General features: G+C 56.4%; 11 protein-coding genes. 3 read left to right on the top strand and 8 right to left on the bottom strand.

Features of this window, described 5'->3' with window-relative positions:
- Positions 1–28: 28 nt before the first annotated feature.
- The 5 genes from yacG to pilB all read right to left on the bottom strand — a co-directional run bounded on the left by yacG (position 29) and on the right by pilB (position 4,990).
- Complete coding sequence (gene yacG / locus QAO71_RS13085; RefSeq protein WP_036988440.1) at positions 29–217, bottom strand: DNA gyrase inhibitor YacG; 189 nt, start codon at positions 215–217, stop codon at positions 29–31.
- Positions 214–837 carry a dephospho-CoA kinase gene (gene coaE / locus QAO71_RS13080; protein ID WP_280164640.1) on the bottom strand — a complete coding sequence of 208 codons (624 nt, stop codon included), beginning with the start codon at positions 835–837 and terminating at the stop codon, positions 214–216. The genes yacG and coaE overlap by 4 nt, the downstream gene beginning before the upstream one ends.
- Positions 838–1,135: 298 nt before the next feature.
- Positions 1,136–2,008 (bottom strand): A24 family peptidase, encoded by an 873-nt coding sequence (locus QAO71_RS13075; protein WP_280164639.1) that lies wholly within the window; start codon positions 2,006–2,008, stop codon positions 1,136–1,138.
- Positions 2,009–2,011: 3 nt separating this feature from the next.
- Complete coding sequence (locus tag QAO71_RS13070; RefSeq protein WP_280164638.1) at positions 2,012–3,280, bottom strand: type II secretion system F family protein; 1,269 nt, start codon at positions 3,278–3,280, stop codon at positions 2,012–2,014.
- A 3-nt stretch (positions 3,281–3,283) separates the two neighbouring features.
- Positions 3,284–4,990 carry a type IV-A pilus assembly ATPase PilB gene (pilB, locus tag QAO71_RS13065; protein ID WP_280164637.1) on the bottom strand — a complete coding sequence of 569 codons (1,707 nt, stop codon included), beginning with the start codon at positions 4,988–4,990 and terminating at the stop codon, positions 3,284–3,286.
- Positions 4,991–5,383: 393 nt separating this feature from the next.
- On the opposite strand from pilB, the gene QAO71_RS13060 reads away from it, so the two are divergent.
- The 3 genes from QAO71_RS13060 (at position 5,384) to QAO71_RS13050 (ending at position 8,168) form a co-directional block, all read left to right on the top strand.
- The gene (locus QAO71_RS13060; RefSeq protein ID WP_280164636.1) at positions 5,384–5,845 is read left to right on the top strand and encodes a pilin; all 462 of its coding nucleotides are present in this window, start codon (positions 5,384–5,386) and stop codon (positions 5,843–5,845) included.
- 77 nt (positions 5,846–5,922) lie between these two features.
- Complete coding sequence (locus QAO71_RS13055; protein ID WP_280164635.1) at positions 5,923–7,122, top strand: serine hydrolase domain-containing protein; 1,200 nt, start codon at positions 5,923–5,925, stop codon at positions 7,120–7,122.
- Positions 7,119–8,168, top strand: a complete 1,050-nt coding sequence (locus tag QAO71_RS13050) for an acyltransferase (protein ID WP_280164634.1) — start codon at positions 7,119–7,121, stop codon at positions 8,166–8,168. The genes QAO71_RS13055 and QAO71_RS13050 overlap by 4 nt, the downstream gene beginning before the upstream one ends.
- A gap of 212 nt (positions 8,169–8,380) precedes the next feature.
- Here QAO71_RS13050 and QAO71_RS13045 read toward each other — a convergent pair whose 3' ends face one another.
- The 3 genes from QAO71_RS13045 to QAO71_RS13035 are packed head-to-tail and all read right to left on the bottom strand — an operon-like array spanning position 8,381 to position 13,085.
- The gene (locus tag QAO71_RS13045) at positions 8,381–8,773 is read right to left on the bottom strand and encodes a type IV pilin protein (protein WP_143063021.1); all 393 of its coding nucleotides are present in this window, start codon (positions 8,771–8,773) and stop codon (positions 8,381–8,383) included.
- A gap of 11 nt (positions 8,774–8,784) precedes the next feature.
- Positions 8,785–12,474 carry a PilC/PilY family type IV pilus protein gene (locus QAO71_RS13040; RefSeq protein WP_280164633.1) on the bottom strand — a complete coding sequence of 1,230 codons (3,690 nt, stop codon included), beginning with the start codon at positions 12,472–12,474 and terminating at the stop codon, positions 8,785–8,787.
- Positions 12,475–12,494: 20 nt separating this feature from the next.
- A complete protein-coding gene (locus QAO71_RS13035) occupies positions 12,495–13,085 on the bottom strand; it encodes a PilX N-terminal domain-containing pilus assembly protein (protein ID WP_074777801.1) in 591 nt (196 codons plus the stop codon).
- Positions 13,086–13,196: the final 111 nt, after the last annotated feature.

Raw genomic sequence — 13,196 nt, 5'->3', positions numbered from 1 at the left:
ATTCTCGGATTCGTCGTGGAGGGTAAAACTACTGCTTGGGGAAGTCTTCAGAAAACAGATCCTGCTCCAGCTCATCGCCGGGGATCACATGTTCCTCGGCCGCCCAGGCGCCCAGATCGATCAGGCGGCAGCGGGGGGAGCAGAACGGGCGGTCCGGAGAGCTTTCGTCCCAGGTGACGGGGGCCTTGCAGGTAGGGCATTCAACAGTAGTGGTCATGGCTTGGCTCCTGTACTCAGCGCCAGATAGAACTGGTGCAATTGATCAACCTGGCGGTGCAGCGCCGCCAGGTCCTGGTCATTGGTGATGACGTCATCAGCGTGGCGCAACCGGTCTTCACGTTGCGCCTGGGCCCGGAGAATGGCGCGCACCTGCTCCTCTGGCACCTTGTCACGGGCCGTGGTGCGGGCGATCTGCAGCGCCTCGGGCACATCGACTACCAGCACTCGTTGGGTCATCTGATACTGCCCTGACTCCACCAGCAGCGGTGACACCAGTAGCGCATAAGGCGACTCGGCAGAGGTCAGATCACGGACGATCTCCTCACGGATCAGCGGGTGCAACAACTGCTCCAGCCAGCGGCGCTCGTCGGGTATCTGAAAAACCCGCTCGCGCAGGGCTGCTCGATTCAACGAACCGTCAGGCTGGAGTACCGCATCACCAAAACGGTCGACAATCTGCTGCAGTGCCGGCCGACCTGGCTCCACCACCACCCGCGACTTGATATCAGCGTCCACCACATGAATATCATGCGCCTCGGCAAACCGCGCCGCTGCCGCGCTCTTGCCGCTGCCGATGCCGCCGGTGAGACCGATGATGAAGGGGTTAGAGATGCTCATGGCAATATCAGCGCCTTGCGTCTATATCGAAGGCGCCCAGTATACGTAGATTGGATGGGTCTGTGGACCGGTCAGAGGAAGGGGGGCTATGAGAAGATCTAGACTCCAAGCGGAGCCAGGCTAGTTCCGGCACCAGCAAGGTGTTTGTGAGCGCGACCTCGGCCGCGAAGCCTTTCCATCCAGCCCATTCGCGGGCAAGCCAGCCCCCCGCCACCGGTTTACCTGGGAGGGTCGAGCATCAGCTCGACCAGCAAAGCCGCCTGAATCACCGCTGGCCGGGATGGAACCCGGCCGCGATTCAAAACCCCGCAAACCGCAAATACGTTCCAGTAATCCAATCCCCCCAGATAATCGCAATCCACCCGGCAATGGCCAAATAAGGTCCGAAGGGCAGGGGGGTGGAATTCGAGTCGCCGCGAGTCTTCAGAATAATGATCCCGAGAATCGCACCCACCAGCGAGGACAGCAAGATGGTCAACGGCAACACCTGCCAACCACCCCAGGCTCCGAGCATCGCCAGTAGCTTGAAGTCGCCATAGCCCATGCCTTCCTTGCCGGTGATCAGTTTGAACAGCCAATACACCGACCACAGGCTAAGATAGCCGAACACTGCGCCCCGGAGCGCCGAATGCATATCGGTGAACAACCCGAAGCTATTGGCAATCAACCCCAGCCACAACATCGGCAGCACAATGGCATCCGGCAGCAATTGGGTATCGGCATCGATCAGGCTGAGGGCAATCAGCGTCCAGGTCAGCAGTAGCATCCCGGCGGCCGGCCAGCCGAAGCCGAATTGCCAGGCTACCGCGATACTCAGCACGGCGGTGAGCAGCTCGACCAGTGGATAGCGCGGACTGATACGCTCCCGGCAACTGCCGCAGCGGCCACGCAACAGCGCATAGCTGATCAACGGCAGATTCTGCCAGGGTTTGATCTCGGTCTGGCAATGCGGACAGTGGGAATGAGGCAGCACCAGGTTGTACACCGGCTGCTCGGTCTGTGGCTGCTCCGGATGCAACATCTCCCGGGCCTGTTGCAGCCAGTCGCGCTCCATCATCTTCGGCAAGCGATGAATCACCACATTGAGAAAGCTGCCAACTACCAATCCCAGCAGCCCAGCGACTACAACAAAGGCCAGCAGCTGGCTGGCCAAATAATCAAGTAAGGTCATGGTTCAGACAACGGCGCCCAGCTGGAAGATTGGCAAGTACATGGCAATGATCAGACCACCAATCAGCACACCCAGCACCGACATGATCATCGGTTCGAGCAGGGTAGTGAGGTTGTCCACCTTGTTGTCCACTTCGGCTTCGTAGAAGTCCGCCACCTTCTCCAGCATGCCGTCGAGGTTACCCGACTCCTCACCAATACCGGCCATCTGTACAGCCAAGGTGGGAAACACATTGGTGGTACGCATGGCGAAGTTGAGCTGGGTACCGGCAGATACATCCTGCTTGATATTGTTTACGGCGTTGTAGAACACCACGTTGCCCGCCGCCCCGGCCACGGAGTCCAGTGCCTGTACCAGCGGTACACCGGCCGCGAAGGTGGTGGACAGAGTGCGTGCATAACGGGCTACTGCCGCTTCATAGATGATCTGCCCCACGATCGGTACCTTGAGCAGGGTCCGATCTTGGGCATCACGGAATGGCTTGGAGCGTCGATGGGCCTGACGATAGCCCAACCCCAGCAGTATCAGTCCGACCAATATGATGAACCACCATGACTGCAGCCATTCCGATAAACCGATCACCATCAGCGTAAAGGCCGGAAGATCGGCACCGAAGCTGGAGAACACGTCCTTGAACTGCGGCACCACCTTGAGCAACAGGATCGCCGTCACGATCACCGCCACCACTACCACCGCGATGGGGTAGGTCATAGCCTTCTTGATCTTGGCCTTCAGCGCCTCGGTCTTTTCCTTATAGGTAGCGATACGGTCCAGCAGCGATTCCAGCCGGCCCGATTGTTCGCCGGACTCCACCAGGTTGCAGAACAGATCGTCGAAGTATTGCGGATGCTTGGCCAATGACGCCGCCAGGGTATTACCCGAGGCCACATCGGTCTTGATCTCGTTGATCAGCTTGGCGAAATTGGGGTTGGCAGCGCCCTCGGCAATAATCTCGAACGCCTGCACAATGGGCACGCCCGACGCCATCATGGTCGCCAATTGGCGAGTGAAGAAGGCAATATCCAGCGGCTTGATCTTCTTGGCGCGCGGGCCGAACAGGGAGGACTTCTTGTGGATCTTGGTGACCAGCACGCCTTGCTTGCGCAGTTGCGCTTTCACCAGAGCCTGGTTAGTGCCCTGTATCTCACCGGACAGCTTGACGCCCTTGCGATCCTTGCCTTCCCACTTGAACGGGTAGACCTTCTCAACCTTGGCTTTCTTCGCGGGTTTCGCGACCGGCCTGGTCCTTTTCACTGCTGCTTGCTGGGCCATGACTTAATCCTTGGTCACTCGGTTCACTTCCGCCAGGCTGGTGACACCCTGTTCCGCCTTCATCAGCGCGGATTGGCGCAAGCTTCTGAATCCTTCATTCTGGGCTACGTCGGAAATCTGCATGGAGTTACCGTCTTCCATGATGATGCGCTGGATGGCCGGCGTGATTCTGACCACTTCATAAATCCCGACACGCCCTTTATAACCGTCCTGACAATTTTCGCAACCCACCGGCCCGTAAATCGTTAACCCGCTAGCAATTTTTTCTTCAGAGTAGCCTTCCTCGCGCAGCGTCTCGCGGGGAATATCCATCGGCTTCTTGCAGTGTGAACACAGCCGCCGCGCCAGGCGCTGAGCAATGATCAGGTTTACCGAGGTGGCGATATTGAATGAGGCCACACCCATGTTGCGCAGGCGGGTAAGGGTTTCTGCCGCGCTGTTGGTGTGCAGAGTGGACATGACCATGTGACCGGTCTGCGCCGCCTTGATGGCAATCTCGGCCGTCTCCAGGTCACGAATCTCACCGACCATGATGATGTCCGGATCCTGGCGCAGGAAGGCACGCAGAGCCTGGGCAAAATCCAGTCCCTGCTTGGGATTCACGTTGACCTGGTTGATCCCCTCTAGGTTGATCTCCACCGGGTCTTCTGCGGTGGAGATATTGCGCTCCATGGTGTTGAGAATGTTCAGACCGGTATACAGCGACACCGTCTTACCGGAGCCGGTTGGGCCGGTGACCAAAATCATGCCCTGGGGCTTACTCAGCGCATCCAGATACATCTGCTTCTGGTCATCCTCATAACCCAGCGCATCAATACCCATCTTGGCACTGTCCGCATCGAGAATACGCAGCACCACTTTCTCGCCCCACAGCGTCGGCAGGGTGTTGACCCGGAAGTCGATGGCCTTGTTCTTGGAGATCTTCAGCTTGATGCGACCATCCTGTGGCTTGCGACGTTCGGCCAGGTCCATCGAAGACATAACCTTCAAACGCGCAGCAATCTTCACCCCCAATTGCACCGGCGGTTTGGATACCTCATGCAACACGCCGTCGGTACGAAAACGCACCCGGTAGGTCTTCTCGTAGGGCTCGAAGTGCAAGTCCGAGGAGCCTTTCTTCACCGCATCCAACAGCATCTTGTTGACGAAGCGCACCACGGGTGCGTCTTCCGTGTCGCCAGCCGCATCCTTGCGCTTATCGTCATCGGCAGCGCTTTCAACTTCAAGGCTATCAAGGTCGCCATCGTCCATATCGCCCAGGCCACCGGTCGCGCTCTCCAAGTACTTGTCAATGGCCGTGCGCAGCTTGTCATCCTCGACAATCACCGCATCGGTCATCAAACCAGTATTAAATTGGATATCGCTCAGTGCCTGCTGATTGGTCGGATCGGACAGCGCCAAATACAGTCGCGAACCGCGCTTATACAAGGGCATCACGCAATGTTGGCGGACCAGTTTCTCGCTAACCAGGCTGACCTCCGGCTGGCTGTCGCGGTCCAGTGCAGTCAGGTCCAGATAGGGGTAGCCGAACTCCTCGGCACATACCATGGCCAGGTCACGCGCCTTGGCCAGCTTGTTCTGCACCAGATAAGTAATGAGGGGAATCTTGTCCTGGCTGGCCTGTTGACTGGCCTTGCCAGCCGCCTGCGCATCCAGCAGTTCTTCCTGAACAATCCGCCGGGCCAGGCCGGAGAGAGCGGGGGTATCCATATAGTCTTCCCGGTACGTAATGAGACAGTCAGCCTATAGTACAGCACCGCGCTGACACACCAAAAGTGCAGCGATCAAATGTGCAACGTAGTCCTCGCTACACCTGACAAAAATCGTCACCTTCCGCCAATCCACGCCAACTATCAGCTGCTGATGGCCAGCTAGTAGCGTGCTTTTGCGAGTGGGAGCGGCCTCGGCCGCGAACAACCCCTACTCTAAGCTCTATCCTCCAACCTCGTAGGAGCGGTGCCCCGCGGCAATTACCCACCTCGCAAACGCCCCTGCCTCCGCCCCATCTTCCACCTTAAAACCCCAAGCCAACTCACTCTGGCACACAATCTGCAATAGCCCCACCAGCCCAACGGCTATCTCACATACAAATGGAGTTGAGAAATGAAAGCTCAAATGCAGAAAGGTTTTACTCTTATTGAACTGATGATCGTGGTTGCGATCATTGGTATTCTGGCTGCCATCGCTATTCCGCAGTATCAGACCTATGTTGCCAAGTCTCAGGTCAGCCGTGTTATGGCTGAAACTGGCTCCTTGAAGACTGTTGTGGAGACCTGCTTGCTGGAAGGTAAAGTAGACGTAAACGACTGCGAGCTGGGTTGGACTGTAAGCAATATCATTGGTGAAGAAGGTACCGCAGAGAACGCTGGTTATAACGAGCAAGATGGCTTGACTGTAGTAATCGGCGCAGAAGAGTCTACTATTGTAGCTACATTTGGCAACAATGCAGCAGCGACTTTGACCGAGGATACCCTGACTTGGACCCGTGATGAAAACGGTAGTTGGGAATGCGGTACTACTGTTGAAGCGCGCTATGCTCCCGCTGGTTGCCCCGCAGGTGCTTAATATCCGTTAGTTGGATATTAATTCTAGAACCCTGCCAGCTGGCGGGGTTCTTTTATTTGAGTATCCAAGGAATCAGGATGCTTTTTTTTATCCGGCTGTTTATAAAAGTCATAGCAGGCTCTTTATTACTGGGTGTCGCCGCATACTTCTGGATCGGCGATCGTCCCAAGGTACTACATACGCTTTACCCCGTATCGGCGGCGCTTGCAGTTCCGACTTTGGGCTGCTCCCCGAATGCACCTGAATGGATGGCCAGCTCCTCAAAATTTTCACTCTGGAATAACGCCTCTCCGGCAGGACAGCTGGCCTATATATCCGCAGATGGGGTTGTCCATGAGTGTCATTACGGCTGGTCCGGCACTCCGCTTGTGTCTTCGCCCGTAAACTCCCATACCCGCTTTCGCTACGCGAGCATGACCAAACTGTTGACAGCAGACTTGGTCCTGCGGGAAATTCAGGCAGGACGCCTGGCGTTGGATGATGTGCTGCTTGATCGGTTAAATGTGGCAGCAGAGCCACAGGATGAGCGCCTGGGTCAAATAACCGTAGAGCATCTGTTACGCCATAGCGCTGGTTTTGACCGGTTGAAGACAACGGACTCCATGGTGGTGCGGAACAGGAAACCTTGGTGTCCATACACAGCAGACCCGTTGAGTACGCTGCGGCTGGATTTCGCCCCAGGCAGCCGTTACGCTTATTCCAATCTCAATTATTGTTTGTTGGGCATGTTGCTGGAGCGTGGATCTGCTGAGTTACAGGATTTTCGCGCCCTGATGGAGCAGGAGTACGACCTGGCGGCGCGGGATATTCGGTTTGTTGATGGTCCTTATCTGGAAGATGAAGTGGCCTATGACTTTCGCCATTCCGGGTTCTATGGCGAAGATTACTGGCGTTATTTTGATTTCAAGGCGCTTTCCTCTGCTGCCGGGCTATCCGGTAGTGCCACGGCTCTGGCGGAGCTGCTGTCATCCTGGCGAACAGATGGCTGGTTTCCGGTGACTCAGGCTCCGGCAGAAGACGCATGCAGAGAAAATGTGTTCAGAGGTTGCTACGGCTATGGTGTCTTCTCTTATCAGCCGGCAGCAGAGCAATTGCGGATAAATGTTCAGCCCGGTCTGCTTTACGGAGCGCCCTCGCTGGCCATCATCGATGATCAGGGTGGTGTGACCGTATGGGTAGGGAGCGGAACCAGAGCATCCGGCAGCTCAACTGACGCCATGCTTGAGCAGCTGTATGCAGCATTGAATGCATACTACTCTGCCGCGGCCTCACCGTGAAACCCGTTGCCCGCGTGACATATAGCCCGGCGCTTGACGGGGTTCGCGCGCTGGCAGCGCTTGTTGTGGTGGTGCATCACGCTCGCGTGCCCGGTTCGCCCGGGGGCTTCTTCGGTGTCGATGTGTTTTTCGTATTATCCGGCTATCTGATTACCAGGTTGTTGATTGCTGAGTACGAGCGGGAAGAGGACCTGCGGCTGGCGCGCTTCCTCATGCGCCGCGTACGCCGGTTAGTGCCTGCGCTGTTGCTGATGCTGGCAGTCTATCTGCTGCTGGCACCTTGGGTTTTCCCGGATGTCATTTTCAGCAAGCATCTCCGTGACGCTATGTTGACCGCGTTTTATATCGTGAACTATGCCCCTCATCTCGGTGGATATGTTTCTGAGCTGGCTCATGTATGGAGCCTGGCGGTGGAAATGCACTTTTATCTTCTTTGGCCTATTGTGTTGCTGGGGTTGTTGCGCCTGCCTAGCTCGCTGGCGGTTGCAATCATCGCAATGCTTTATATATCTGCTACCGCGTGGCGCTGGTGGGGAGCAGAAAACTTCGCAACTCCTTGGGCCTTCTATGTGCGTACTGACACTCACTGTAGCGGTCTACTGCTTGGGTGTCTGCTGGGCTACTTGAATGTAACTATTCACCGCTACTGGGCGCTTGCTGGCTTATTGCTGTTAGCGTTTGCAATTACCTTCTTCAGCACCATGTGGATGCCCACCGTACGCTACGGCTTCACGATTGCTGAAATTGGAGCCGCTTTGTTACTGCTGGCCCAGCCGTCCTGGTTGGGCTGGGGTTTGCTGGCCTGGCTGGGACGCATGTCCTACGGGCTATACCTTTGGCACTACCCAGTCATGCGGGCTCTGCGCGACTGGGTAGGGAGTGAGCACTGGCTATTTATTCTGATCGTCGGCGGTGGGCTTGGTTTGCTGGGCGCCGTCATGAGTTATTACTTCGTCGAGCGTCGCTTTTATGTACCAGGCTTTGCCCGACTGCGGAGTAGCGCTCCGGCCCGTTCAGCCTCTCGTGAAGCTTCCATCCCGCCCTGAAAGCATTCCTCCGCTCTTCAGCACATCAACTCAACGCTGCGTGGGATAGGGGCGTCAGGCGCTAACAGAGGCCCACGCTAGATCGTTAGCTAAACCGCAAACGCCCGCGGATAATACCGGTGCCGTCAATGAGTCGTTGTCACAAAAATGGGAACCGGCGATGCGCCTGGACCTTGGCGCTCCGTTGCCCGACTTGACTATTTATCCAGCTATTATCTCCAGCAGTGTCCTAGCCCCTTACCCCCATTCACCTTTCTCTCGCCCTTGGTATCCAAGGTAAAGTTGCCGCAGTCGGTATCACTGAAAGTCGGTGTGGCGGTCAGAGTATATTCCGTACCGTCCCCGCTCACGCCAAGGTTGTATTTGCCGGTTTCTGACGTCTTGGTCCCGCCGTACAGCTCTGTTGCCGACTTAGCGTAGACATTATTCTGAACTCGATACCGCTCCTGCCGCGCTGCGGCTGTAGTCAATAACGCCTGGCCTTCAGCCCTGTTACCGCGGAGCACGTACTCGCGGTAACTGGGCAGGGCGATTGAGGCGAGAATGCCTACGATCACCACGACAATCACTACTTCTATCAGTGTGAAGCCCTTGCTGTTTCGCATCATTGGCTGACTCATTCTTCCTCTGCCTCCAGTGGCATGGTTTGCCAGCTATCGCGACCAGCAGGCTCTCCGGTAAAACTGATACCTACGCCGCCACTGATATCAATACCAATGCCGTCGTTTGTGACGGTAATCGGGGAGTCGGTCGAGAAGCCGCTGGGGGTCGTGCCGTCATCGGTGTCCTTGCGGTCGTGTACCCCGTCTCGGTTGAAGTCGAACATCGGGTGTTTGGTTCTGGCGCCGGTATGGGCATTGATCCCGTAGGCCCAATAGCCTGCACCATCCGCGCAGGGGTCTTCGTTGGGTGTCAGGGTGCTGAACAGCAGGGTGTCGCCGCGGGCGGACATCCTCTGGATCATCATCTCACCCTTTTTGCTCGAGCCGACTTCCAGATCGACGTACCAACCCCAGGTCTGGACTCGGCTGCTCAGGTCTTCCTCGGCCACGCTTGTACCGTCCTTATACCATCCAACGGGATTATCCGTGAGGTAACGCAGGGTCCAGCTCGTCGACCCGGTATCACCCGAGAAGCTGGTGACTTTCTCTTCCACAATGCGCTGCTGCTGCAGGTTGGCCCTGGTTAGGTTGCCGGGGCTGACCGATGTGGTAGCCTGGCCGCGCGTAAGCCTATCCCAGACGGCATAGACGCTGTGTGCCTTGGTGGTGTCCGGGGCAGCGTCGTCGGTCTCAAAGTATTTGCCGGTGCCGACAATTGCCAGATAACCCCGTCTTGTCGGATGTCTGACAAGCGAAGGTGGAGCCGTTATCGGCTGGATATTGCCGTTCGAGTAAGCCGCCTGATACAGGGGCTTGCCACCGTAGGAGACCTTGTAATCACCAGTGCTGACACCGGTTTGTTTTGAACGGGCGAAGGGGTCACCGTCTGTCGCGCTTACTGGCCTGGAGAGGTCGAACCGCCACAGATTCCCCTGGAGGTCACCAGCGTAAGCGTAATCCACAATCCCGTCGCCGTTGTTGTCCGCGCCACGGACTCCGGACAATCCGTTCGCTCCGCTTTCACCATTCTCTGCTACGACCTCCTTGATCAGGTTGCCATCGGCTATATCAATGATGAACAGTGAGGCGACGCCATCTGCACTCTCATACCCGTTGGCCTGGAGTACCGCCCATTCGCCGCTATGCAGCCTTACGATTTCCGGCTCAGGAAAGCTGTATCCCAGATTCTCGTAATCCGGGCTGGCGTCCGTGATTTCCCACAGCAGCTTGACGCCGCTGCCGTCTGTACCCGGCTCGGTGATATCCAGCGCGAAGACCGACTTGCCTCCCGCACGGAGGGTGCCAACGAGTACTGTGCGCCATTCGTTGTTGATGTATACATCTCGGACAATGGGTGAGCCGTCCACGAAGAACCGGTGGCCGCCGCCGGCGTAAGTCTGACCGGCCAGCTTGGGCATATGCTGCAGTACCGCTGACGGAACGAATGCAAACACTTCTGCACCCGTATCTGCGGAAAGGGCATGCAACATGCCGTCGTTGGCGCCCACATAAATGAGCTCCCGTCTGTTGGGGCTCTCGGCACTTGTAGAATATTTTTGCTGGAATCGCAGGTAGTCGCCGGGGTTACCGTCAATCTTGTCCGCTAGATAGGGCAGATAGGCGGGGGTGCCTACGACCGCAGGTTGAGAATTGATAATGTCGCCCAGCAGTGAGGTCCTGCGCCTGAATTGATTGCTCGCAGAGCCCTCGGCCGCGCGGCTACCTTTGATGTATGCCACACGATCTGCCCCGCGGCTGTCTGTGGAGCTGCCGAGGCTATCGGGGTTTCTGTCGAAGATGGTCTTGAGCGTGTTGCTCAGATTGTTGTAGGTGAACTCTCTGAGGTCGGTTGTGCCGGTATCGCCTGCCATGTAGATGTTCCGTGTCCCCTGGGTGTTCATCACGTCGCTAGCGGACCAGCCCAGGGTGCGCGAGTGGGTGCCGTCCGGCAGGCGCGTGATGATCGCCTGCTTCACGTCACCCGACCAGTCTTCGCTGTTGTACTCGGGAAAGTAGGCTTTGGTTTTGGTGGTGAAGCTGAGCGGCTGGTCCGGTTCGTTGTCGATGGTGGACGGCGCCGACCCAGCCGCCGCGGCTGTGGCGGTACGCTCTGCAATACGATTAATAATGTCATTGAAGGCCTGGATCATGTCTTCCGGTCGGTCGACGCTGAAGAACTCGCCCCGCGAGTTGATGGCTGCGTGCCAAAGGTCATATACGTTGTTGCCACTGTCTGCCGCTGCGGCTGGCCACGAGCGGCTGCCATTTACGAGGTTCTCGTATCCGCCACTGAAAGTATCGCCTTCCCAGGTCAACCCGTTTTGGGTAAGACTCTGACTGAGGCCCAGACCCATGGTGTAATTCACCATATGCTGCCAGGTAGCGGGGTTATTGCGAGGGTCCCAGTTCTCGTTAGGGCCTTTGAAAGGCATATAAGGTTTTACGTCATTGTCCAGGTTGGGGCGGAGGTCCGTTGCCCAGTAGTGCATGGCAAGGTCAGCCAGTGTGTTGGTGGTGCTGTCGCCATAGGGGCGCCTGGATGACGTGTAGTTGCCTATGCCGGGCAATGAGAAACTGCTGTGGTCCGCACGCAAGGTGCCGCTCGGATCGCCATTCGCACCATTCCACATACCATCAGACATCATGACGTGGAAAGAAGGACGACAGGAATATTCGGGTGACTGCACCGTTGAGCCTCTGCCACCTGCTGATGTCATGGGGTTGGGATTGTATGCCCACGCATCGTTCGTGCGGAGAAACTTGCCCGCGTCGTCCAGAGCTTTTCTCAGGGGCGTGCTGGTGCTGAAATCCACATTGGCAAGCCATTTGAAGAAGTTACCTTTATGTCGGTCAGTAAAGGTGCGGAAATAGTTGTTCTCGCAGTTGCTGTCGTTAAGCTGGCACCTGTCGAGGTCCTGCCATGTAAAACGGATGGATGACGGTAGATCGTTAAATGCAAGGTTAGCAGCCGTCAGGGTTGCCAGCGCGCGAGTGCGGTAGAACGAATACCAGATTGCAAAGTTCTGGCGCTCGCTCGTATTGACATCTACCTTTCGATAGCAGCTGTCATTATCAATGCTGTTATCGCAGCCGCTGCGGGATTCGTCGTAAACGTAGTAGTAGGCAGGAACTCCGGTTCGTGTGCGGTTGCTGCTCCAGGTGTTGAAATCACTTGCAGGGTTTTCCGCAAGGTTGTAAACATGACCCGTTGAGCCGCGATAGTCGGTTGTGCTGTTGTAGCTATAGTTCGGGCTGCTGTTGATATCCCAGTTCCAGGCGACACGATAACTATTGCTGAGATTGACGGAGCCATGGGAAGTTTGGTACCCGTTATGGTAAGCGTTCGTAAAGCTCGTAGTATAGCCAGAGGCGGCCGGGGTTCCATCATTGTTCAGCTTGACCGGTAAGCGATAGGTCACCTCAGGGTTGTAATAAAGCGGGTTGAACGTCGACGACTTGGCCCTGCGGCTGTTACGTAGCGCGTTCTGGCTACTGTTGGCATTGTTGATACCGATATTGTCCGGGGCGAATGCCCAGCGCATGCTTCCTGAACTATCCAAGGTGAATATCAGATTCGGGGCTACTGACTCAACGAGCATGAGGGGTTGCTGGCTGACAGCAGCCTGGGTCAGTCCTGCATGGCAGATCAGAGAGAAGGCGCTTGCACTGATCAGCACCTTCATAATAGGAGAGGCCGGCTTCATGTCGTCATCCTTGATTCGAATTAGTTGTAGATACGATAAATAGTTGAGCGCAGGCGCACTACGCCATCTCCGTGCGTGGCCTGGCTGTTGATCTCATATCGGAAGGTGCCGACCCCCATCATCATGTTGCCATACTCGGGGTTCTCGCTTTCACCGGCATTTGCTCCGCCGGGTGCTGGTATAGCATACCAATTGATGCTCTCGTCGAACTCGGTGGTGTCATCCGGCGCGTATCGCTTTCTCTTGGCGGCGTCGGTGAAGTCCTGCTGAAACCTGGGATCCTCCAGAAGCAAACATGGATCCTTGAAGTCGGTATTTGCACAGGTAGCGGTGGCGTTCAGCGGCCGTAGGGCCGTCGCCAGACTGTATTCCCCTGGAATTTTGACCTTGGTGCCGATTGTTCGATACTGGCCATCGGTCAGGCCTGCCTCTGCTGCGTTGAACAGCCTTTTATGATCGATGAGGTTGCTGGTGATACGTGAATCCAGAGCAACTTCTCGCATGCTTGTCACTGCGAGAGTGGTGATGATCAACAGGAAAACCAGAGCAACAAGAAGGACGGCCCCGTTCTGTCTGTTAGGGGAGAAAGAACCTTTTTTTTGATTTTTCATTTGGCCAGGTTCCTCAATGCAATTGTATTTTCGGTTGAAAAATAGAGGGCGCGGTCCGGGGCGACGGCCCCGCTTTCGGAATACCATTTATCGCGCCAAGCGCTGTATATT

Source organism: Halopseudomonas sp. SMJS2 (genome assembly GCF_029866945.1).
In the GTDB taxonomy this organism is placed as follows: Bacteria; Pseudomonadota; Gammaproteobacteria; order Pseudomonadales; family Pseudomonadaceae; genus Halopseudomonas; species Halopseudomonas bauzanensis.
The sequence above is the reverse complement of the archived record's forward strand: the minus strand, read 5'-3'. Positions and strand labels throughout refer to the sequence as shown.

Coding starts and splice junctions, on each gene's coding strand:
- yacG (WP_036988440.1), bottom strand. CDS start 217: ATGACCACTACTGTTGAATGCCCTACCTGCAAGGCCCCCGTCACCTGG.
- coaE (WP_280164640.1), bottom strand. CDS start 837: ATGAGCATCTCTAACCCCTTCATCATCGGTCTCACCGGCGGCATCGGC.
- QAO71_RS13075 (WP_280164639.1), bottom strand. CDS start 2,008: ATGACCTTACTTGATTATTTGGCCAGCCAGCTGCTGGCCTTTGTTGTA.
- QAO71_RS13070 (WP_280164638.1), bottom strand. CDS start 3,280: ATGGCCCAGCAAGCAGCAGTGAAAAGGACCAGGCCGGTCGCGAAACCC.
- pilB (WP_280164637.1), bottom strand. CDS start 4,990: ATGGATACCCCCGCTCTCTCCGGCCTGGCCCGGCGGATTGTTCAGGAA.
- QAO71_RS13060 (WP_280164636.1), top strand. CDS start 5,384: ATGAAAGCTCAAATGCAGAAAGGTTTTACTCTTATTGAACTGATGATC.
- QAO71_RS13055 (WP_280164635.1), top strand. CDS start 5,923: ATGCTTTTTTTTATCCGGCTGTTTATAAAAGTCATAGCAGGCTCTTTA.
- QAO71_RS13045 (WP_143063021.1), bottom strand. CDS start 8,773: ATGCGAAACAGCAAGGGCTTCACACTGATAGAAGTAGTGATTGTCGTG.
- QAO71_RS13040 (WP_280164633.1), bottom strand. CDS start 12,474: ATGAAGCCGGCCTCTCCTATTATGAAGGTGCTGATCAGTGCAAGCGCC.
- QAO71_RS13035 (WP_074777801.1), bottom strand. CDS start 13,085: ATGAAAAATCAAAAAAAAGGTTCTTTCTCCCCTAACAGACAGAACGGG.